This is a genomic window from Corynebacterium sp. HMSC071B10 (assembly GCF_001814825.1).
Taxonomy (GTDB): domain Bacteria; phylum Actinomycetota; class Actinomycetes; order Mycobacteriales; family Mycobacteriaceae; genus Corynebacterium.
The window spans coordinates 77,657-99,009 of the sequence record NZ_KV817977.1 but is presented as its reverse complement, the minus strand read 5'-3'; the positions used below and the strand labels follow the sequence as shown (position 1 = coordinate 99,009).

Below are 21,353 nucleotides of genomic sequence, written 5' to 3'. Positions count from 1 at the left end.
ACACCTTATACGTACAGCTCAGCCCTGTTATATTCATTCTCAATCCGTGGTTGAGAGTTGGGGAAAATGGCGCTCACCACCAGGTTTGACACCGGCGTGTTAACCGACTAGTAACCTGAAATTCGCCCGTGAGCAGGCATCTTTCCCCCACTTATCCACAGCAGCCAGGGGCGTGTTCGGGTGGTGCTATAGCGTGTGTGCCATGAACGCTACCCGTGAATCCGCAAACCACCTTCTCCAGGGAATCGCTGGCCCCAACGCACAGTTGCGCGACGACCAGTGGTCCGCCATCGATGCACTTGTAAACCACCGCCGCCGCATGCTGGTCGTGCAGCGCACCGGCTGGGGCAAGTCCGCCGTCTATTTCATCGCGGCGAAGCTGTTACGCGAAGCCGGCACAGGGCCGTCGATTATCGTCTCTCCCCTGCTCGCGCTCATGCGCAACCAAGTCGCGGCCGCCGAGCGCGCCGGCATTCGCGCAGCCACGATCCACTCCGCCAACGTCGCCGAGTGGGCGCAGATCGAGGCAAACCTCCATTCCCTGGACGTCCTCCTGATTAGCCCCGAGCGCCTGAACTCCCCTGGCTTCCGCGAAGAGGTGCTGCCGAACCTTCACGCGCACGTAGGCATGCTCGTGGTGGACGAGGCCCACTGCATCTCGGATTGGGGTCACGACTTCCGCCCCGATTACCGCCGCATCGCCCGCCTGATCGACGACCTCCCCACAGACACGCCCGTGCTGGCCACCACCGCGACGGCGAACAACCGTGTCGTCGAGGACATCCTCGGCCAGCTCGGCGAGCACACGGGAGTGCTGCGCGGTGGCCTCGATCGCTCTTCGCTTGCACTCGGCGTCTGCCAGCTTGACGACGCCACGCAGCGCCCCGCCTGGATCGCCGAATACCTCAGGCGCACCGACGGCTCTGGCATCATCTACTGCCTCACCGTCGCCGCCACGCACGACCTAGCCGAGGCGCTGCACACTGCCGGATTCGCGGTGGCCGCCTACAGCGGGCGCACCGAAGCAGAGGAGCGCGAAAGACTGGAGCAGGCGCTGCTTACCAACGAGCTCAAGGCCCTGGTTGCCACGAGCGCGCTTGGCATGGGCTTTGACAAGCCAGATCTTGCCTTCGTGGTGCACATGGGCGCACCCAGCTCACCGGTCTCCTACTACCAGCAGATCGGCCGCGCGGGCCGCGCCACCGACCACGCCGAGGTCGTCCTCCTCCCCGGCCCAGAGGACGAGCGGATCTGGCAGTACTTCGCCTCCGTGTCCATGCCTGGGGAACACACTGTCCGCCAGCTGCTCGCCGGACTCGGCAGCGAGCCGATCTCCACGCAGCGGCTGGAAAACGTCGTCGATCTGTCCCGCTCGCGCATCGACCAAGCTCTCAAGGTGCTCGACGTCGAGGGCGCGGTCCGCCGCGTCAAAGGCGGCTGGGTGGCAACCGGCGCGCCGTGGAGCTACGACCACGCCCGCTACGACGGACTCGCACAGGCCCGCGAGCGGGAACAGGCGCTCATGCTGGACTACGAGCACACGCAAGACTGCCGCATGGCGTTTCTGCGGCGCGAGCTCGACGACCCAACGCTCGACGGCACCCCCTGCGGGCGCTGCGACAACTGCACCGGGAAGGCGCTGCCGACGCGGGTGGATGGGGAGCTCGTGGCGTCGATAAGCGCCCAGCTCAGCGCGCCCGGAGTCGCGTTGCCCGCGCGCAAGATGTGGCCGACTGGCTCCGCGCGGCGAGGAAAGATCAAAGGTCTGCTGCCCGGCAAGGCGCTGGGCAGGCTTAACGACGTCACACGCGGCCCCGCCCTCACCACACTGGTCCGCGACAACACCTACCGCCCGCTGCCCGCGCCGCGGTGGCGCGAGGACGAGTGGGTGCGGCAGGTCGTGGAGGTGCTGGCGGCGTGGGAGTGGAGTGAGCGGCCCAGATGCATTGTGGTGCTCGGCGACGCAGATGCGGCGCGAACCGAGATGCTTAGCGCGCTTGGAAAGACGGTTGCGGAAGTTGGGCGGATGGCTTTCGGCGGGACGATTGCGTTCACTGGGCCCGAAGTCACTGCGAAGAACTCGGCGTTTCGGGTCAACGCGCTCGATCAACATTTCGACTTCCGCGGCGTTGAGGTGCGCGAGGGGCCGGTCTTACTTCTGGCCGGAGTGGTGGACTCCGGCTGGTCGGTGACGGTGGCTGGGACGGACTTGGCTACTACTGGCGGTTTTGAGGTGCTGCCTTTTGCTCTCGCAAGTACGGGCTAAATCACTCTGTAACAATCTGGTTACAGGTGTAGATATCGTTTGTGTGTTCGGTATAATTGTCGGCAACGGAAAGTTTAGAAAGGAGGAAGCCCCATGTCCCGCACCACCACACAGACAAGCACAGAGACGCACACACCGGCGGCGCTGCACAAGCATTTCCGCTGCCAGAACGCGAATGATCCGCGCGCGAAGCTTTCGCAGCAGATGCGGGACACGGAGTTCGCCCTCTACAGCCCTTACACCGAGATGCCGCTACAGGACTTTGACCTGGAGGTGGAAGAGCTCGCCTCCATCACCGATCGCCCCAAGCACGAGATCAGCGCGGCGATCTTCGCGTATAACCGGCTTCGCCTCCTTCCCCTCCTGCGCAAGATGCAGGAAGAGACTCGGCTCCTGTCCGTCCACACTCTCGTCGGCATTGATTCCGCACTAATGAAAGTGGGCGCTGAGGCGGACGAGGAGACTTGGGCCGCTTTCGACGAGATGCTGGTCAAGCTCTTCCGTCCCAAGCGCGCCAACCAGCCCCTACCCAGCCGCGCGACCATTGTGCGCCGGATCCGCACGCTGATTGCCAAGCTGGACGTCGGCCTGAACTACGACCCAATCAAGCGGAAGAAGCGGGAGGACGCGCACAACCACCGCTCGCGTGCCGTCGAGTTCAGCGATTTTGAACGCAATGGCGTCGACCTCGGCTCGCTCCAGCTCACCACCGACAACACCACCATGGCCGTCGTTCGCGCCAGCCTGAAGGCCACCGCCCGCGAGCACAAGCTCTCCCTGGCCGATACCGCGATCAAGCTGCTTACCGGCGACATCGAGCCGACCGCGAAGGTGCACCTCCACGTCTACGCGCCCGCGGGCAAGGACGGCGCGCGGGAGGAAGGCACGCCCGTCTTCATCCCCGGCATCGGCTGGACGAACGCACTGGACACCAAGGAGTTCGAGGACCTGTGCGACACGAGTCCGCCCACGGTGCACAACCTGGACGAAGTAGCCAACACCGTGACGGACAGCTACACCCCAACACAGGAGATGAAGCACTACGCGCACGCCAGGGACGGGCACTGTATCTTCCCGGGGTGCACGCGGCCCGCTGCGGCCTGCCAACTCGACCACCGAATCCCCTTCGATCGCGGCGGGAAAACCACACCCCACAACCTTTTCTGCCTTTGTGCCCATCACCACAACATCAAGACCGACAAGCGTGCGTTCTACATCTCCGACCCCGTCACCGGCGACATCGTCTGGCTGCTGGACAACGGCACGTACCTGCTGTCGCGCCACGAAGGCCCGCTTTTCGACGAAATCACGCCCACCACGCCCCGCTGGCGCAGCTCCCTCGAAGCAGCAGCCAAGAACCGGGACACGGTCGCCGAGTTCAACGCCCGCATCCACCGCCTCCTCGACGAGTACGACACCCACGGGGACTACTACCGCTGCCTCGCCGAGATCCAAGTCCTCGAGCGCCGCTTCAAACTGGATTCCGACTTCGCGCCCGAGCCGCCAGACGTCGAACCGGTGCACATCCCCGAAGAACCAGACCCGGACCCTTTCCCCGACCCGGAACCGCTGGCCAAACACAACCCCTTTCCCCCAACCGAATAGCAAAAAGCACGGACCCCCTCCTCACAAGGGGATCCGCGCTTGAAGTGCTGTTGTCGCTCGTCGAAAAGCGTAAAGCGTTTACGCTGCGACGACCTCGAAGTTAATCTTGCCTTCCACATCGTCGTGGAGGTTGACCTTGACCTGGTAGCCGCCGGTCTTCTTCACAAGACCCTTCGGCACGTTGATGCGACGCTTATCCAGGGACGGGCCGCCAGCCGCCTTCACGGCGGAAGCGATCTCCGCCGCGGTGACAGAACCGAACAGCTTGCCGCTGTCGGAAGTGCGCACGGCAACCTTCACACCAGTGAGCTGGTCGAGCTGATCGCGCAGCTCCTTCGCGTGGTCCAGATCGCGGACCTCGCGGTCAGCCTGCACGCGCTTAATGTCTTCAATCTGCTTCTCTGCGCCACGGGTAGCCGGGATAGCCAGGCCGCGCGGGAGCAGGAAGTTACGTCCGTAGCCGTCCTTGACCTCGACGATTTCGCCGGGCTCGCCAAGTTTCTCAACGGCAGCGGTGAGGATCAGCTTCATGAATCCTAACCTTCCTTATGATGAAAAATGATTGTGTGGGTTAAAACAACGTTTTAGAACGGGGGCTCATCATCCATCCCGCCGAAACCACCAGCTGGTGGGGCGGAGTTCCACGGATCATTCGCCGGCTGCGATTGCTGCTGAGGTGCCTGTTGCTGCTGCGGCGGTGCCGACTGCTGCTGTTGGAAGCCTTGCGACGGACGCGGCTGCCCACCACCCTCACGTGGCGTGCGGCTCACATTCGCCGTGGCAAACTTCAGCGAAGGCCCGACCTCATCAACTTCAACCTCAAAAACCGTGCGGTTTTCCCCCTCGCGGGTCTGGTAAGAACGCTGCCGCAGGCGACCTTGCACGATCACGCGCATGCCCTTCGTCAGGGACTCCGCGACGTTCTCGGCCATCTGCCGCCAGCAGTTGCACGTCAGGAACAACGCCTCGCCGTCCTCGAACTGGTTGGTCTCCCGGTTGTACGAACGGGGCGTCGACGCAATGCGGAAGTTCGCCACTGCGGCGCCACTCGGGATGAAACGCAGCTCTGGGTCAGCAACGAGGTTGCCAACGACGGTGATCGGTGTTTCGTTCTGTGCCATGCTCTTCTCCTACCAGGTGGAATACGTTCGGCTTGAGCCTACCGGTTCCTACTTGTCGGTGCGCAGCACCTTGGTACGCACAACGTTGTCGTTCAGGTTCAGCACGCGGTCGAGCTCCTTGACCGTGTCAGCCTCGCACTCGAGGTTGATAACGGCGTAGATGCCCTCTTCCTTCTTGTTGATCGGGTATGCAAGGCGCTTCTTGCCCCACACATCAACCTTTTCCACCTTGCCGTTTTCCTTACGGACAATTTCCAGGTACTTGTCCAGGGACGGGGCAACGGTGCGCTCATCCTGCTTGGAATCCAGAATGATCATTACTTCGTAGTGACGCACGGACCTCATCACCTCCTATGGTCTAGTAATTTCAATTTCGGCCGCCACGCTCTTCGCGGCGGCAGGAGGGTCGTTGCGTCAAGCAACTTGTCCAGGGTACCCCACCCAATCCCGCAGGCCAAATGGCTAGCGGTCGGCCTCGAGGACCATCCCATCAGGCGTGATGTCAACGTCGATGTCTTCAAACTCAAGCTCGAAGTGCCCGTCGTCAAACTCGACCTCGGCGCGGCCATCGTGTGCCGCGTCGAGCACACCCTGAATGTCAGCCTCGGAGAGGTTGTCCTCTGCCATGTCAGACTTCGCCTCGTCGCTGTAGCCGCTTATCGACGCCGGCAGCTCGGCAGAGCTTTCTGTCGGCTCCACAGTCACCGTGTCAGCGCGACGGTCGTGGTCAGGATGGTGAGTTTTTGCATGGGCCCCACCGTACCTAGCTCGGTCCCGGTGCCGCCACGAATACTGCAAGAAAAACCGGGATAATTGTGATGAAGACAAACGCCGCGATGCCGAAGCCTAGGGAGAGCATCGGGCGCTGCATTTTCGCCATCGCCCAGAACGCAGCGGCGATTAGGCAGAAGCCGATTGCAATTGAGCCGATGCCGACGACTGTTGCTGTGCCCACTGGGCGTCCTCCTCTTTCCACTGCTCGGGTGTGGTCAACAGCGGGTCGTGGCCGTTGTGGGCCTCCGCGACCTTGTCGCGTCGCTTGCCGAACATCTGCTGGACCACCAGCACCATGATGGTGATGATGAAGGCGTCGCGGGTGATGATGGTGACGTCGAGAAGCCAGCCCGGCGCGCCCAAGTTATCCTCCCCCATCATGTGCCACATCAGTATTGGCCACACCATCATGTCGACGGTCATCCAGCTCAGCAGCAGGCGCCAGTACGGCAGCGCGAGCACAGCCGGGACGATCAGCCAGATGGAGTACTGGGGGCTCCACACCTTGTTGAAGAGGAGGAAGAACCCGATGATCAGGGTGAGCAGCTCCGCGATACGCGGCGTGCGCGGGGCCTTCAGCCCCATGACCAGGACCGCGGCGCAGCCGGCGAGGAAGAGGATGAGCGTGACGGCATTGAGGATCACCGGCGCGCCCTCACCGGAATCGAAGCCGCCCCAGCCGGTCACGCGGGAGAAAACGGCGTAGATGGTCGTCCACTCCCAGCCGCGGTCGGTGTTCAGTCGGCGGAACTCGCCCCACGCCTCCGGGTTGCGCAGGTAGATGGGCAGGTTCACCACGACCCAGCTGACTATCGACGCCGCGAGCATCTTCAAAAACGGCACCAGGTCACGCTTGCGCAGCGCGACGACCAGGTACGCGCCGAGAGCGAAGATCGGCCACATCTTAAACGCGGTGCCCAGCCCGATCATCACGCCGGCCAGGGTGAACTTGCCGTTGCGGGCGGCGAGCAGCGCCGCGACCGCGAAGAAGATGGAGGGGATGTCCCAGTTGGTAAACGCGTGCATGATCAGAAGCGGCGAGCCGACGACCAGCAGCGTGTCCCACACGCGGTTGCCGGCGAGCTCGGCGACCATGCGAGCGGTGGCGACCCAAATGATCGCCAGGAAGAAGACCGTGACGTAGAAGTACCAGCCCACCTCCGGCAGGAAGCGCTGCGCCACGAAGTAGGTGTTGCGCGAGATGAACGAGGTGAACCCCTGGAACAAGCCCGCGAGTACCGGGTACTCCATGTACCGAGTCAGGCCCTCTTCTACCCACGAGTAGTCGTAGACAAAGCCCGGCTGGTCCAGGCCGCGCGCGCCGTAGAGCGGCACGATGTCGTTGTAGCAAAACGAGGTGAACTGGCGGTTGCCATCCCAGTTCAGCTGGAGCACGCCGTTGTCGTCCGGCTTGCCGAGCGCGCAGTTCGACTTCGACAGCGCGCCCATGAAGAGGAAGACGTAGGCCACCGCAAAAATGGTGCGCAGCGGTGTCCAAAACTTCGCCCGCCCGATCTGCGCGTACTTGCCCATCGGGCCGCCGAGGAACTCGGTCCACCCACGGGCGATCGGTTCCGTGCGGCTCGGCTGCACGCGGTCTGCCGGATCCGGCCACGTTGTGCTCTGCTTGGACATCGCTTCTTTATTCTCCACCTTTATCGCAACGCGCCTTCAATACCGTCAAAGAAATCATTTACCGCATCATTGAGCCCGAGGTCCGGCGCTGCCGGGGCCGGAGCCGGGGCGGGCGCAGGCGCGGGTGCCGGAGCAGGAGCCTGCTGCTGCGGTGCCGAAGGTGCGCCCGGAGCATCAGAGGACTCGCGCTCCTCCGACGGCTGCTCTTCCGCAGGCTGCTCGCTCTGCTGCGTGGCCTGCTGCTGGTTGTAGTAGCTCCAGGAGTTACCGCCCAGGTTCGCGCCGCCGGAATACGGGTTGACGCCCCAGTAGACCGGGCTCGCGTCGTGGAAGTTCTGCACTTCCTGGCCCTCCAGGACCGTGTCCAGCACGCCCTTCCAAATCCGGGTCGGCGTCTGCGCGCCCCACATCATGCCGCCGCCCTCGTTGTAGATCGGGGAGGTGTTATCCGCGGTACCCACCCACACCGCGACGGAGAGCTGCGGGGTGGAGCCGACCATCCAGGCATCCTTGTTCATGCCCGTGTCGCCCAGCTGGGCGGTACCGGTCTTGCCCGCGGCGGGGCGGCCGCCGGCGAGATTGGCGTAGGAGTACGGGATCACCGTCTGCATCGCCTGAATGACGTTGTCCGCCACCTGGGCGGACACGCGGCGCTCCGCGTAGTCGTTGTCGTTTTCGTAGAGCACCTCGCCGCGCGCGTCCTCGACACGCTCGACAAAGTGGGTCGGGTGGTACACGCCACGGTTTGTCAGAGTGGCCACGCCAACAGCCATGTCGAGGACGCGGGACTGGTACTGCCCCAGCACGATACCCTCGTAGGGCTGCCCACCGTTTTCGCGCAGGGTGACCGGGATGCCCGGGATGGAGCGCGCCACGCCGAGCGCGTGCGCCATGTCGGCGGTGTCCTGCGTCGTGTTGTCCAGGTCGTCCTGGATACGCATGTACGCGGTATTCGACGACACGCGCGTGGCCTCTGTCATGTTGATCATGCCGCCGCCACCGCCGTCGGCGTTGGTCACCACCGCGCCGTTCGGCAGCGTGACCGGGGAGGCGTCGAAGTTGGCGTTGAGCGGGATGCCCTGTTGCAGCGCCGCCGCAAGGGTGAAGATCTTAAACGTCGAGCCCGTCTGCAGGCCCGCGTTGGCGTAGTCCCAGCCGGAGGCGTCGTTGCCGCCGTAGTAGGCGCGCACGGCACCCGTGCCCGGCTCCACAGCGACCACGCCGGTACGTGCATCGTCTTGCAGGTTGGCGAGGTTCTCCTCAGAGATGCGGACCGTGTCGTCCTGCGCCTTCTTATCAATCGTGGTGGTGATCTGCAGGCCGCGGTTGGTCAGGTCGTCCTCGGAAATACCGATGGCCGCCAGCTCCGTCATAACCTGGTTCTTGATCAGCCCGTTCGGGCCGGTCGCCTCGGTGTAGGCAGAGTAGGTCGCCGGGTCACGCGTCTCTGGGAACTGCGCCTGGGCACGGACGCTCTGGTCAATGGCCCCCATCTCCACAAGGCCGTCCATCACGTAGTTCCAGCGATCCTCCGCACCCTCCGGGTTCGTCCACGGGTCGAGCTGGCTCGGGCGCTGGATGGACGCGGCGAGCACCGCACCCTCCTCCACCGTCAGCTCGCTGGCGGGCTTGGAGAAGTATGCGTGCGCGGCCGCCTCGATGCCGTAGGCATTGCGCCCGAAGTAGACGGTATTTAGGTAGGCGCTGAGCACCTCTTCCTTCGACCAGGAGTTAGCCATCTTAATCGAGTACACCAGCTCCTTGGCCTTGCGCTGGTACGAGTGCTCATTGCCGACGATCGCGTTCTTCACGTACTGCTGCGTAATAGTAGAGCCACCACCGGCAGAAGGGTTGCCGGTGAGCTGGCCGATCACCGCGCGGCCAAAGCCGGTAAAGGAGAACCCGGAGTTCTCCCAGAAGTCACGATCCTCGGCCGCCAGCACCGCGTTCTGCACCTCAACCGGCACCTTGTCCAGCGGGATCTGCTCGCGGTTACCCTCCGGCGGGACCACGCGGGCGAGTTCAGTCTTTGCGTCGCTGAAGTAGATGTTGGAGATCTGCGCCGCTTCGATCTCGTTCGGCTCCGGCAGGTTCGCCCGGCTGTAGTTCCACGCGAACCACAGCGCGGGGATGGAGGCGATGAGCACCAACAGCAGCAACAGCGCCAGGAGCCACTGCCCGATGCGGGGGGGCTTCTTCTTTGCCACGGTGCTCCCGCTCTCGGGGGCTTTCTCGTTGTTTGTCACGCGTTTTCCCTTGCAACGTCGACGACGACAGCAGTCACAATGCTCTCAATACTTACAGGACACACTACCCGCCCACCGCGAAATCACCCTACTGGGCAAGCAGTAAAAGCCTTGCACAAATAATTCCACTTGCACTCCGGGCACACCTCGACGAAATGCACCGTGATCGGGCCCACCTCAGCAACGAGCCGGTCGATCTCGTCCTCGCTGCGCGCGGTGTTCGCGCGGCGGCCCAGGGCGTCCCCGTAGACCCACTTCACGTCTCGCATTTCCCCACCACAGATGGGGCAGGGGCGCTCGGCGGGCGTACCGTGAAATTCGCTGGCGGTGCGGAGGAGAAAATCGGCGTCGCAGACGTCGCTAAGCAGCAGGCGTCCAGCGTGGAAATCCCGCAGGGTTTGGCGGCGGGCCCACTCGTGGGAGATCTCGTACCGGTAAGCAAACACCCCGACTAGTATAGTCATCACAAAGCTGGTACTATTTAGTCGCCTAAAAGCGTCGACGAGTTGGAGAAGATCGTGTCACAGGAGCCCCAGGAACAACCAGACCCATACGAGATTGCACAACGCATCCGTCCCGCGATGACCTCGTTGTACGTCACCTACTTCCGCACCGCCGAACACTCGGACCTCACTGGCCCCCAGCTGTCCATCCTGCGCAGGCTCGCAGAGGAGGGCCCGACCCGTATCAGCCGGATCGCCGAAGCGGAGGGCGTGCGCATGCCGACCGCTTCCAACACCGTCAACCAGCTGGAAAAGCGCGGGCTGGTACAGCGCATCCGCTCCGAGCACGACCGCCGCGGCGTGAGCGTGGAGACCACCAAGCTGGGCCGCGATGAGCTCCACCGCGTGGGCGATGAGCGCACCCGCTACCTCGGCGAGATGCTCGGGACCCTTGACCAGGAGTCGCTGCGCAAGCTCGACAGCGTCACCGACATCATCAACCTGCTCGCTGAGGCCTACGTGAATAAAGAACACCCCACCACGTAGAATCGGGGGTGTGACGGCACGTTCTTTCTCCAGCGATCTGGCGCAGCTGCCCCGCAACGAGGGGGAGCTGCGCATCGTCGTTGGCTGGGACTCGAGCAACTCCAACAACAAAGAAGCCCTCGAGTACGCGGCCTGGCTCGGCCGCTCCCTGCCGGTCAAAGTGCAAGTGATGGCCACCACGAAAAAGTCGTGGACGACCTCCATGTCCGGCAAGAAGTACAAAAAGTGGCTCAAGCGCTCGCAGGAAAGCTTTCACAAGCAGGTGGAAAAGGCCCTCGACGGGGTCCTGCCTGCCTCGCAGCGCGCCTCCAACGTCGCCCGTCTGGTCGAGCGCACGAGCGGCACCGAGCCGCTTTACGACGTCGCGCGGACCTTCAACGCCGACATGATCATCCTCGGCTCCCGCGCCAAAACCGCAAAGAGCCGCTTCCGCCCCACCAGCGAGGCGGACCAGCTCATGCACTCCTCCACCCTGCCACTGGGACTGGCACCGAAGCACCTCACGCTCTCAAAGAAGGGCGTCACCCGGGTCACCTACGCGCTGATCGACTCCGACGAGGTCACCGGCGACGGCAACCGGGAGCGCTTCCCCGGCCTGGCCTACGCCGCGACAATGGCCTGCATTGTTGGCGTGCCCTTACGCATCGTCGCGTTTTCCCCTGATGAGCGCGCGGGTGAATTCTCCCACGAGCTTGCGGCCTGGAACGAAACCACGCTCGGCCTCCTCGACCGGGTGCGTGACCAGGCCTTTAGCGTGTGTAACCGGGTCGAGGGCTGCGAGGGGCTCGACGTGGAGACACTGCTCGCCTCTGGCAAGGGGTGGAAGCGCGCGATAGATAGCGTGAAGTGGAAGAAGGGCGACCTGCTGTGCCTCGGCTCGCAGCCCTCCGGGCAGCTCAAGCGCGTGTTCGTGGGCACCCGCGAAGGCGAGTTCATCCGCTTTGCCCCCGTGCCGGTGCTGATCTACCCGCGCTCGGAGGCCGAACACTAGATAAGGGTGGTACAGATGGGAAATATGCGCGAACACCCAGAAAACGACCTCTCGTACCCGGCGGACCGCTTCAGCCGGGTACGGCCCGAGCCGCAGGACTTTGACGCGTTGGCGGATGAACCCGACCCAGCCGAGGTGGCGGAGCGCAACAAGCGCTCCACGCGGCAGGCCATCACCTTCGCTGCCTGCTCCGTCGTGATCACGCTGCTCGTGGGCTTCGTACTCAAGGCGATCCCCGGAATCAGCGAGAACACCTGGGCCGTGCTCACCTCAATCCCGCCCGTGGTCGCGCTTTTAGCCTGCGCCGTGATCATGGTGCGCAAGCTCAACCGCTACGAGCGGTGGGTGCCGTGGATGGGCGTGTTCTGGCTGCCGATGGTGCCGTTTACCATGGTGGTGCTCATCATCACCATCGGCAAGCTGGCCACCTAACCCTGTGAGCACTCCCCACAGTACGGGTTACGCTCACGGCACTCGGGGCAGCTGAGGTACTGCACACGGCATTCCGGCTCGTTCGCGCAGTTGTAGAAGCGGTTGGTCGCCTCCCCGCAGTGCACGCAGTGGCCCAGCTGCACGTAGTTGGGGTCTTCTGCCCCACCGCCGAACTCGGTGTGCATGCGCTTGTCAAAGACGTAGAGGGAGCCCTCCCACAACCCGGAGTTGCCGTACTTCTCGCCGTAGCGCACGATCCCGCCGTCGATCTGGTAGACGTCTTCAAACCCGCGGTTGATCATCAAGCTGGAAAGGACCTCGCAGCGGATGCCGCCGGTGCAGTAGGAGATGACCGGCTTGTCCTTCATCCAGTCGTACTTGCCGCTGTCCAGCTCCCGGATGAAGTCGTGGGTGGTCTCCACGTCCGGCACGACCGCGTTCTTGAACTTGCCGATCTCGGCCTCGCGTGCGTTGCGCCCGTCGAAGAAGACGACGTCCGGGTTGTTCTCCACCAGCTCGTTGACTTCTTCGGGGCTTAAGTGCTTCCCACCGCCGACGACGCCGTGCTCGTCTACCTTGAGCTCGCCAGGCGCGCCAAAGGACACGATCTCCTCGCGTGCCTTCACCGACAGCTTGGGGAAGTCCTCGCGGCCACCTTCGGACCACTTGAACTCGATGCCGCGGAAGTACTCGCGCGTCTTCTTCGCGTACGTCTTACACGCATCAATCGGGCCGCCGACCGTGCCATTGATGCCGTCCTTGGACACGATGATCCTCCCGTGCAAGCCCAGTCCCTCGCACAGGTCGCGCTGCCAGAGCCGCACGGCGTCCGGGTCGGCGATGGGCTGGAACTTGTAGTACAGGAGGATTTTGTTAACGCTGGCCACGGATATTTGCCATCTGATCCTTGTAGGCCACCGCGTCGCGCGTGTACACGCGGCGGTGGGTGCCAACCTTGTGCCCGGTCAAGCGCCCCTCGTCAATCAGCTTGACCACGAAGGGGCGAGACACGCCGAGGAGATTGGCCACCTGCTGGGTGGTCATCTCGTCCTCAGGACCGGGGGCCTTCACCAGGCGGCCCTCGGCCAGGTCCTCAATAATGTCGCGGAGCCACACTGCCGTTTCCTTCGGCAGCGTCACAGTATCCGAAGCGTGCGTTCGGGCCTGTGAGAGGTTGTTGTTCAAATCTGCCAGTGCTTGCTCTACCGGTGAGAGCTTCTCTTCCGTTGCCATGCTCGACATCATACGAACAATCCGCAATGAGCGCAATAGGAGAAGCGTAAAGCGTGCAAACTCTAGCGCTTGTGGTAGAGCCCCTTCTTCCAATACTTCGGCTCGGAGGTGACCAAAACGCCGAGGTTGCGGAAGATTCCCTCGTCCACCGAACCGAGAATGGTGGTGGTGTGCGCATCGCAGCCGCGCAAGTTTCGCAGCTGGTCCAGCGCCGCGGCAGCATCCGAGTTCGTCGAAGCCGACACAGAAAGCGCGATGAGCACCTCGTCGGTGTGCAGGCGCGGGTTCACCGAACCCAGGTGCTTCGTCTTTAAGGTTTGGATCGGCTCGATGGAGTCCGGGGAAAGCAGGTGCACGCTATCGTCGATACCCGCGAGCTGCTTGAGCGCATTGAGCAGCACTGCGGCCGAGGGGCCGAGGAGGTCGGAGGTCTTGCCGGTGACGATCGTGCCGTCCGCAAGTTCGAGTGCGGCCCCCGGCTTGCCGGTTTCCTCGGCCACCTCCAGCGCGGGCGCGACCACCGGACGATCCGCCGTGGTCACCTCTGCCTTGCGCAGCACGTTGGCGATGCGGGCGGACTCCGTGTTGTCCTTATCCGCGCGGCGCTCCTCCACGAGCGCCTTGTAGTAGCGGCGGATGATCTCCTGCTCGGCTGCGTGGCGGCAGGCCGCGTCGTCGGAAATGCAGTAGCCCGCCATGTTCACCCCCATGTCCGTGGGCGACTCATATGGCGTTTCACCGGTGACTTCGCGCAGCAGCGTCTTCAGCAGGGGGAAAACCTCAATGTCGCGGTTGTAGGAGGTGACCTTCTCCCCGTAGGCATCCAGGTGGTACTGATCGATCACGTTGATGTCGTCCAGGTCGGCGGTGGCCGCCTCGTAGGCCAGGTTCACCGGGTGCGACAGCGGCAGGTTCCAGATGGGGAAGGTCTCAAACTTGGCGTAACCGGCCGGAATGCCCCGCTTGTGCTCGTGGTAGACCTGGCTTAAGCAGGTGGCCAGCTTGCCGGAGCCCGGACCCGGCGCGGTCATCACGATGAGGTCGCGCGAGGTCTCCACGTAATCGTTGTGGCCAAAGCCGTCCTCGGAGACCACGGTCGCCGTGTCGTTGGGGTAGCCCGGGATCATGTAGTGGCGCGAGACCTTCAGCCCCAGCCTGCCCAGGCGCTCCAGGAAGGCCTCCACGTTCTCGTTGTGGCCTTCCAGCTGCGTGACCACCACATTTTCCACCAGGAAGCCGCGGTCGCGGAAAACATCCACCAGGCGCAGCACGTCGTCCTCGTAGGTAATGCCAAGGTCGGCGCGCACCTTCTGGCGCACCACGTCGCCCGCGTTGAAGCAGATGACGATCTCCACCTCGTCCTTGATCCGGTCCAGCATGGCGATCTTGTTGTCCGGGGTGAACCCGGGCAGGACGCGGGAGGCATGGTGGTCGTCGAAAAGCTTGCCCCCCATCTCTAGGTACAACTTGCCGCCGATCTCCCGCCTTCGCGCGGTAATGTGCTCGGACTGCATCTGGATGTATTTTTCGCGGTCAAACCCGATCGTGTACGGCATGGGAGCAATAATACAATTTTGGGCATGCAGTACAGGAAGTGCCACGATGCCTGAAGGCCACGTCATTCACCGCCTCGCCGCGCGGCTGAACGAAGAATTTCGCGGCGCGCCGCTTCAAGCCTCCTCGCCACAGGGGCGCTTCGATGCCTCGCTTATCGACGCCCACACGTTGGTCCGTGCCCAAGCCCTCGGCAAGCACCTCTTTCTGGAGTTTTCGGATACTTTTGTGCACATTCACCTGGGGCTGATCGGTTCCCTGCGCTTCGAGCCGGCCGAAGACATCTGGGGCCAAATCCGGCTGCGGCTCGTGCCCGACGGCGGGGCAGGCGATATCGCCGCGAACCTGCGCGGGCCGCAGACCTGCGCCTACCTCAGCCCGGCGGAAGTCGCCGCCATCATCGAGCGCGCCGGCGAAGACCCGCTCGACAGTGATTCGGACCCGGACGCGCTATGGGCGCGGGTGCACCGATCGAAGCGCACGATCGGCTCACTGATGATGGACCAGTCCTACTTCGCTGGGGTGGGCAACATCTATCGTGCGGAGCCGCTGTTTAGACAACGGATCTCGCCCTTTACACCAGGGCGTGCGCTCGACCGTGCGGAGTTCGACGCGCTCTGGGAGGACCTGGTGGAACTCATGCGCTACGGGTTCGAGCACGGGCGCATCGACACGGTGCGGGATATTCATTCGCCCGAGGCGATGGGGCGCGCGCCGCGCAAGGACGACCACGGCGGCGAGGTCTACGTCTACCGCCGCGCAGGCCAGCCCTGCTACGTGTGCGGCGAGGAGATCGCGCTGCGCAAGGTGGAGGGCCGCAACCTGTTCTGGTGCCCCGGCTGCCAGCGCGACTAGCCTGGCCCGTATGTACGCCTGCACGTTTACCGCCGACCAAGTCCGCGCCGCAGAAGCGCCGCTTCTCGACGCACAAACCACCCCCGACGAGCTCATGCAGCAGGCCGCGCACGCCGTCGCCCAGGTAGCGCGCGGCATGGTTGCGCCCGGCGCGCGGGTCCTCGCAGTGGCCGGGCCCGGCGGCAACGGAGGCGACGCCCTCTACGCCGCCGCGGAACTGGCCATGTCCGGCTACCGAGTCGACGCGCTGCTGGTGGCAGGGCGCGCACAGGAGCGCGCGCTCGAAGCGCTGCGCAACGCAGGCGGGACGGTGGTTGAGGACGTTACTGGTACCTACGACCTTGCCATCGACGGCATCACCGGTATCGGCGGTACCGCCGGTCTGCGCGAGGAGTACGCGGAGATAGTAAGCGCGCTCAACCGACTGCGCGTGCTTGCGGTCGACGTGCCCTCCGGCATCGACGCGGACACCGGCGAGGGCGGAGACCTGCACGTTCGCGCCGAGGCCACCGTCACCTTTGGCGGCTTCCGACGCGCCCACGTGCTCTCAAGTGCGTGCGGAGTGCAGCTGCTCGCGGACATCGGCATCGGCGGCCGCCATCTGTACGAGACGCTGAGCGATACGCTGCCGGAATGGTCCGCCGACGGCCCCACGCTGCTCACCGCCAACCGCGCCGTCGCCCCGGACTTTCCAATCCCGGAGGGGATACGGGGACTCATCCCCGCGCCCGTCCCTTCCGTCGAGCCTGACGCGGCCGACGACAAGTACTCCGGCGGAGTGGTAGGTATCCGCGCTGGTAGCGACACCTACCCGGGCGCGGCGCTGCTGTGTACCGCGGGCGCGCTCTACGCCACCCCGGCGATGGTGCGCTACGCGGGCCCGCAGGCATCCGAGGTGGTGCGCGCGCACCCGGAGGTCGTCGCAGCCGACACGCTTAAGGAATGTGGACGCGTCCAGGCCTGGGTTGTCGGCCCCGGCGCAGGCACCGACGAGCAAGCCGTCGAAGAATTGGGTGCGCTGCTCGCCGCACCGGAGCCACTGCTTCTCGACGCCGACGCCATCACCCTTCTCGCCGAGCACCCTGATCTGCGCACTTCCCTGCGCACACGCGAAGCGTATACCGCGCTGACCCCGCACGACGGCGAGTTTGCCCGACTGCGGGAGGCAGCGGGTTTACCCACCCGTGACCGTGTAGAGGAGACGCTGCAACTGGCGGAGTACCTCGACTGCGACGTTCTGCGCAAAGGGCGGGCCACCTTGATTTCTGACGGCCACATCGTGTACGGCCTGGACACTGGGCACTCCTGGGCCGCCACCCCGGGCTCCGGCGACGTACTCTCCGGCATCGCAGGCGCGCTGCTCGCCCGCGACGGGCAGACCTCCTCGCTTATCGCCGCCGCGACCGTGCACGCAGTGGCCGCGAAGCTCGCCGCCGCCACCGAGTACGGCGATGCCACCGCACCCGCCAGCCGCATCGCCGCGTTCGTCCGCGAAGCTACCGCAAAGCTGACACATGCTTGACACCGCGATCATCGGCGGCGGCCAGTCAGCACTCGCTACCGCCTACTACTTGCGTAAATATGGTGTGGACTTCACAATCTTCGGCGACCACGCCGCCGGATCCTGGCCCACCTACTGGGATCACCTCACACTCTTTTCCCACGCCGAGTTTTCCAACCTCCCCGGCTGGCCCATGCCCGCCTACGACGGCTACCCGCCGCGTGACCACGTAGTGGACTACCTGACCAGATACGAGCAGCGCTACGACTTCCCGGTCATGCGCGAGCGGGTCGAACGTGTGGCGCATCGTAACGGGACGTTCAGGCTACTCCCCCAGGACGTCGAGGCCTGCAACGTGGTCGTGGCCACTGGGCACATTCCCTTCGTGCCGCACCTGCCGGGTACTTTTCGCGGCACGCAGATCCACTCCGCCGACTACCGCAACCCCGCGCAGTTCGCGGGCAAAAGTGTCGCGGTGGTTGGCGGCGGAGACTCCGGTGCCCAGATCACGGCGGACCTGGCGCTTCACGGCGTCGACGTGCAGTGGCTGACCCGCACACCCCCGCGCTTCATGCCTGACGACGTCGACGGCGAGGCGCTCTTCCGCCGCAACCGCGAGCGCTTCCTTGCCATCTCACAAGGCAAAGAAGATCCGGGCGGGGCCGACTTCGGCGGCGACATCGTCGCAGTTCCTGAAGTGCGCCGCGCACGCGATGCGGGTCTCCTAAAGATTCGGCACCTTCCATCCTCCCTGGACGAGATCGAAGCACTCGGGGTGGACGTACTCATCTGGGCGACCGGCTACCGGCCCGCGCTCGGACCGGTGCGCGGGCTCGATCGAGATACACCAGGCCTGTGGTTCGTGGGCTACAACGACATCAACGGTCCGGGCGCGGGCACGCTCGGCGGCGTGAGCCCATTTGCGCGGGATGTGGCGCGCGCGATTGCGGCGCGAAACTAATCCAGCACCGAGCCACACATCACACTTATTCTGCCTATGTGATGCGAATCTCGCATTTTCCTTGCAACTTAACGATCGTTCACTTAACCTTTGGTACACCATCCCATCCCGTTCATTCCTGGAAGGATCCACTCATGAGAAATGCTGTTGTCGTAGATGTCGTACGCACCGCCGTCGGCAAAGGAAAGCCCGGTGGCGCGCTGTCCGGCACCCACCCAGTCGACCTGCTCGCCACGGTGCTCACTGCAATTGAGCAGCGCAATGGTCTCGACCCGAACAAGATCGACGACGTGATCACCGGCTGCGTAAGCCAGGTCGGAGAGCAAGCCTTGAACATTGGGCGCCAGGGCGTGCTCGCGGCAGGGTGGCCCGAGGCCATTCCCGCCACCACCATCGACCGCCAGTGCGGATCCAGCCAGCAGGCGGTGCACTTTGCCGCGCAGGGCATCATGGCGGGCGCATACGACATCGTCGTCGCGGCGGGCGTAGAGTCGATGAGTCGCATCCCACTGGGCACCTCACACATCGGCCAGGACGTCCACGGCGTACGTCTACCCAAGCGCTACCCAGAAGGCCTGGTTAACCAGGGAGTTTCCGCCGAGCTGATCTGCCAGAAGTGGGGCATCAGCCGCGAGGAGATCGACGAGTACTCCGCTCGCTCCCACCGCCTTGCCGCAGAAGCCACTGAGGCCGGGTACTTCGACAAGGAAATCGTCCCCGTCGAGGTCGTAGATGCTGAAGGAAACACCCACCTCCACACCGTCGACGAAACCATTCGCCCCACCACCTCGGCCGAAGGGCTCGCCGGTCTCAAGCCTTCCTTCTCCACGGACGCGATGCGGGAGCGCTTCCCCGATATCGATTGGAAGATCACGCCGGGCAACTCCTCTCCGCTGACCGACGGTGCCTCCGCGGCGCTGATCATGGAGGAGTCCGTCGCCGCGGCCCTGGGTCTTACCCCGCGCGCCCGCTTCGTCTCCTTCTCCGTCGTCGGCTCCGACCCGCTGCTCATGCTCACGGGTCCGATTCCCGCCACCCAACAGGCACTCGAGCGCGCGGGCCTGAGCGTCGACGACATCGACCGCTTCGAGGTCAACGAGGCCTTCGCACCCGTGCCTCTGGCCTGGGCCCGAGAGGTAGGCGCTGACCTAGAAAAGACGAACACCGTCGGCGGTGCTATCGCGCTCGGCCACGCGCTGGGTTCTTCCGGCACCCGTCTCTTCACCACCCTCATCAACGAGCTGGAGCGCACCGGCGGCCGCTACGGGCTCCAAACCATGTGCGAAGGCGCAGGCATGGCCAACGCAACCATCATCGAGCGACTCTAAGGACGTAACACAATGAGCAACGAAGCAGCACTCTACGAAGTCGACGGTCACGTCGCCACCATCACTCTCAACCGACCGGACGCGATGAACGCGGTCAACCGGGCCCTGTCCACCGCCGTGGGCGACGCACTGGAAAAGGCGAACAATGACCCGTCCGTGCACGTCGTCATCATCACTGGGCAGGGCCGCGCGTTCTGCGCCGGGGCGGACCTGAAGGACATCGGCGCAGGCAACCCGATTGACCACCCGGAGCACCCGGAGTGGGGCTTCGGTGGCGTCGCCCAGCACTGGAGCGACAAGCCGGTCATCGCCGCGGTGAACGGCTTCGCGCTGGGCGGGGGCTTTGAAATCGCTGTGTCTTGCGACCTGATCGTCGCTGCCGAAGGCGTGAAGTTTGGACTCCCGGAGGTTAAGCGCGGTCTGCTTGCCGGCGCGGGCGGGGTCGTGCGCACCGCGCGCCAGATTCCCCTACGCCGAGCGCTGGAGCTCGTGCTCACCGGCGACTTCATCACGGCTGAAACTGCCGCCGAGTGGGGTCTGATCAACCGCGTCGTGCCCGCGGATACGGTACTGGAGACCGCGCGGGAACTTGCTGAAGTGATCAGCAAGAACGCCCCGCTGTCAGTGCAGTATTCAAAGGAAGGCGTCCACAAGGCCACCTCCGCGGGTTCGGACTGGCACGCGGACTGGTCTAACTCGGACCCGTGGCAGGTCAACGACGAGCTCTGGGAGCGCATCGCAGCCACCAACGACGCTAAAGAGGGTGCCACCGCCTTCGCGGAGAAGCGCGAACCAAAGTGGAGTGGTTCCTAATGCCGCTTCCCCACCGCCCCCTGGAAGGCGTGACCGTGCTGTGCCTGGGTGGTATCGGCCCGGTTCCCTTCGCCGGAATGCTGCTGGCAGACTTCGGTGCTCGAGTCATCCGCGTTTCTCGGCCTGGCCCCGAGACTTGGGAGTTTTCCCACCACATTCTGTGGCGTGACCAGGAGCGCCTCGAGGCTGACCTCAAGGACCCGCAAGATCTGCAGAAGATCACCGACATGCTGCGCGACGTCGACGTGGTGCTGGAGGGCTTCCGCCCAGGTGTAGCCGAACGACTCGGGCTCGGCCCCGCCGAAGCGAAAAAGGCGAACCCCGCCATCGTCTACGGCCGGATGACCGGGTGGGGCCAGACCGGCCCGCTGGCCGCTGCCGCTGGGCACGACATCAACTACATTGCACTCTCTGGCGCGTTGGAACCGATTGCCGCGGATGACGGCATGCCGGTACCCCCGCTCAATTTGCTCGGCGACTTCGCCGGTGGCTCCCTCTACCTTGTCTCCGGGGTCCTTGCCGCCCTCTTGCAGGCGCAACACACTGGCCAGGGCACGGTTATCGACGCCGCGATCGTCGACGGTGCCGCGCACTTGACCGCCATGCTCCACTCCATGCGCGAGCGAGGCGCGTGGTCCGACGCACGTGGCACCAACCTGCTTGATGGGGGCGCGCCCTTCTACCGCATCTACAAAACCGCAGATGAGAAATACATCTCCGTCGGCGCGATCGAGCCAAAATTCTACGCGGCTCTACTCGACACCCTGGGCCTGACCGAGGAGCTAGCGGGCGTGGAGCAAAACGACGAGCAAGCCTGGCCCCGAGTGCGGCAGCGCTTCGCGGAAACCTTCGCCACCCGTTCCCGGGACGAATGGGTCAACGCCTTTTCGCTTGTCGACGCCTGCGTGGCCCCCGTCATCGCACCCCACGAAGTTCTCGATGAGCCCCACTTGAAGGCGCGCCGTTCCTACGTGGACGTCGATGGGCAGATCCACCCGACGACCGCACCCCGTTTCTCACCCCTGCCTACTTCGACCGACTAGCAGAAA

22 protein-coding genes are annotated in these 21,353 nt (G+C 64.3%); 11 read left to right on the top strand and 11 right to left on the bottom strand.

The features are described from left to right. Positions 1-202 precede the first annotated feature (202 nt). Together HMPREF2990_RS02115 and HMPREF2990_RS02110 are read left to right on the top strand one after the other, a co-directional pair. Positions 203-2,266 carry a RecQ family ATP-dependent DNA helicase gene (locus tag HMPREF2990_RS02115; RefSeq protein WP_070762485.1) on the top strand — a complete coding sequence of 688 codons (2,064 nt, stop codon included), beginning with the start codon at positions 203-205 and terminating at the stop codon, positions 2,264-2,266. A gap of 93 nt (positions 2,267-2,359) precedes the next feature. Then, on the top strand, positions 2,360-3,871 hold the full coding sequence (locus HMPREF2990_RS02110; RefSeq protein ID WP_070762484.1) for an HNH endonuclease signature motif containing protein: 1,512 nt from the start codon (positions 2,360-2,362) through the stop codon (positions 3,869-3,871). Positions 3,872-3,949: 78 nt separating this feature from the next. On the opposite strand, the gene rplI is transcribed toward HMPREF2990_RS02110, so the two are convergent. From rplI to HMPREF2990_RS02075, 8 genes are all read right to left on the bottom strand, one after another. Beyond that, a complete protein-coding gene (gene rplI, locus HMPREF2990_RS02105; RefSeq protein ID WP_038593074.1) occupies positions 3,950-4,402 on the bottom strand; it encodes a 50S ribosomal protein L9 in 453 nt (150 codons plus the stop codon). A 53-nt stretch (positions 4,403-4,455) separates the two neighbouring features. Beyond that, on the bottom strand, positions 4,456-4,992 hold the full coding sequence (locus HMPREF2990_RS02100) for a single-stranded DNA-binding protein (protein ID WP_070762483.1): 537 nt from the start codon (positions 4,990-4,992) through the stop codon (positions 4,456-4,458). Between the two features lie 48 nt (positions 4,993-5,040). Then, positions 5,041-5,328, bottom strand: coding sequence for a 30S ribosomal protein S6 (rpsF, locus tag HMPREF2990_RS02095; RefSeq protein ID WP_231910302.1), 288 nt, complete (start codon positions 5,326-5,328; stop codon positions 5,041-5,043). Between the two features lie 126 nt (positions 5,329-5,454). After that, complete coding sequence (locus HMPREF2990_RS02090) at positions 5,455-5,691, bottom strand: hypothetical protein (protein ID WP_070762482.1); 237 nt, start codon at positions 5,689-5,691, stop codon at positions 5,455-5,457. Between the two features lie 64 nt (positions 5,692-5,755). Beyond that, positions 5,756-5,947 (bottom strand): hypothetical protein, encoded by a 192-nt coding sequence (locus HMPREF2990_RS12330; protein ID WP_083316951.1) that lies wholly within the window; start codon positions 5,945-5,947, stop codon positions 5,756-5,758. After that, entirely contained in the window at positions 5,893-7,401 is a 1,509-nt protein-coding gene (locus tag HMPREF2990_RS02085; protein WP_070762505.1) for a glycosyltransferase family 87 protein, read from the bottom strand. Before HMPREF2990_RS02085 ends, HMPREF2990_RS12330 begins: the two co-directional genes overlap by 55 nt. Before the next feature lie 20 nt (positions 7,402-7,421). Continuing rightward, positions 7,422-9,647 (bottom strand): transglycosylase domain-containing protein, encoded by a 2,226-nt coding sequence (locus HMPREF2990_RS02080; RefSeq protein WP_070762481.1) that lies wholly within the window; start codon positions 9,645-9,647, stop codon positions 7,422-7,424. A gap of 83 nt (positions 9,648-9,730) precedes the next feature. Then, a complete protein-coding gene (locus HMPREF2990_RS02075; RefSeq protein WP_246817401.1) occupies positions 9,731-10,093 on the bottom strand; it encodes a DUF5318 family protein in 363 nt (120 codons plus the stop codon). A gap of 135 nt (positions 10,094-10,228) precedes the next feature. Between HMPREF2990_RS02075 and HMPREF2990_RS02070 the strand changes: the two genes are divergently transcribed. Genes HMPREF2990_RS02070 through HMPREF2990_RS02060 form a run of 3 tightly spaced genes read left to right on the top strand, consistent with a single transcriptional unit; the run spans position 10,229 to position 12,059 of the window. Beyond that, entirely contained in the window at positions 10,229-10,636 is a 408-nt protein-coding gene (locus HMPREF2990_RS02070) for a MarR family winged helix-turn-helix transcriptional regulator (protein ID WP_070762504.1), read from the top strand. Positions 10,637-10,646: 10 nt separating this feature from the next. Beyond that, positions 10,647-11,627, top strand: a complete 981-nt coding sequence (locus HMPREF2990_RS02065) for a universal stress protein (RefSeq protein WP_083316950.1) — start codon at positions 10,647-10,649, stop codon at positions 11,625-11,627. 24 nt (positions 11,628-11,651) lie between these two features. Then, the gene (locus HMPREF2990_RS02060; protein WP_083316949.1) at positions 11,652-12,059 is read left to right on the top strand and encodes a hypothetical protein; all 408 of its coding nucleotides are present in this window, start codon (positions 11,652-11,654) and stop codon (positions 12,057-12,059) included. On the opposite strand, the gene HMPREF2990_RS02055 is transcribed toward HMPREF2990_RS02060, so the two are convergent. The 3 genes from HMPREF2990_RS02055 to HMPREF2990_RS02045 all read right to left on the bottom strand — a co-directional run bounded on the left by HMPREF2990_RS02055 (position 12,056) and on the right by HMPREF2990_RS02045 (position 14,848). Further along, the gene (locus HMPREF2990_RS02055; RefSeq protein ID WP_371574836.1) at positions 12,056-12,946 is read right to left on the bottom strand and encodes an oxygen-dependent tRNA uridine(34) hydroxylase TrhO; all 891 of its coding nucleotides are present in this window, start codon (positions 12,944-12,946) and stop codon (positions 12,056-12,058) included. The genes HMPREF2990_RS02060 and HMPREF2990_RS02055 overlap by 4 nt on opposite strands. After that, a complete protein-coding gene (locus tag HMPREF2990_RS02050) occupies positions 12,933-13,292 on the bottom strand; it encodes an excisionase family DNA-binding protein (RefSeq protein ID WP_197697009.1) in 360 nt (119 codons plus the stop codon). The genes HMPREF2990_RS02055 and HMPREF2990_RS02050 overlap by 14 nt, the downstream gene beginning before the upstream one ends. A gap of 62 nt (positions 13,293-13,354) precedes the next feature. After that, entirely contained in the window at positions 13,355-14,848 is a 1,494-nt protein-coding gene (locus HMPREF2990_RS02045; protein WP_070762478.1) for a DUF1846 domain-containing protein, read from the bottom strand. A 46-nt stretch (positions 14,849-14,894) separates the two neighbouring features. Here HMPREF2990_RS02045 and HMPREF2990_RS02040 point away from each other — a divergent pair, with 46 nt between their 5' ends. The 6 genes from HMPREF2990_RS02040 (at position 14,895) to HMPREF2990_RS02015 (ending at position 21,347) form a co-directional block, all read left to right on the top strand. After that, positions 14,895-15,701: an Fpg/Nei family DNA glycosylase gene (locus HMPREF2990_RS02040; RefSeq protein WP_070762477.1), complete on the top strand. Its 807-nt coding sequence runs from the start codon at positions 14,895-14,897 to the stop codon at positions 15,699-15,701. A gap of 10 nt (positions 15,702-15,711) precedes the next feature. After that, the gene (locus HMPREF2990_RS02035; RefSeq protein ID WP_070762476.1) at positions 15,712-17,223 is read left to right on the top strand and encodes a bifunctional ADP-dependent NAD(P)H-hydrate dehydratase/NAD(P)H-hydrate epimerase; all 1,512 of its coding nucleotides are present in this window, start codon (positions 15,712-15,714) and stop codon (positions 17,221-17,223) included. Further along, positions 17,216-18,163, top strand: coding sequence for an NAD(P)-binding domain-containing protein (locus tag HMPREF2990_RS02030; protein WP_070762475.1), 948 nt, complete (start codon positions 17,216-17,218; stop codon positions 18,161-18,163). Before HMPREF2990_RS02035 ends, HMPREF2990_RS02030 begins: the two co-directional genes overlap by 8 nt. Before the next feature lie 134 nt (positions 18,164-18,297). Beyond that, positions 18,298-19,491 (top strand): thiolase family protein, encoded by a 1,194-nt coding sequence (locus tag HMPREF2990_RS02025; RefSeq protein ID WP_070762474.1) that lies wholly within the window; start codon positions 18,298-18,300, stop codon positions 19,489-19,491. 12 nt (positions 19,492-19,503) lie between these two features. Then, the gene (locus HMPREF2990_RS02020; RefSeq protein ID WP_070762473.1) at positions 19,504-20,304 is read left to right on the top strand and encodes a crotonase/enoyl-CoA hydratase family protein; all 801 of its coding nucleotides are present in this window, start codon (positions 19,504-19,506) and stop codon (positions 20,302-20,304) included. Beyond that, entirely contained in the window at positions 20,304-21,347 is a 1,044-nt protein-coding gene (locus HMPREF2990_RS02015; protein ID WP_070762472.1) for a CaiB/BaiF CoA transferase family protein, read from the top strand. The genes HMPREF2990_RS02020 and HMPREF2990_RS02015 overlap by 1 nt, the downstream gene beginning before the upstream one ends. The last annotated feature ends 6 nt before the right edge of the window (positions 21,348-21,353 follow it).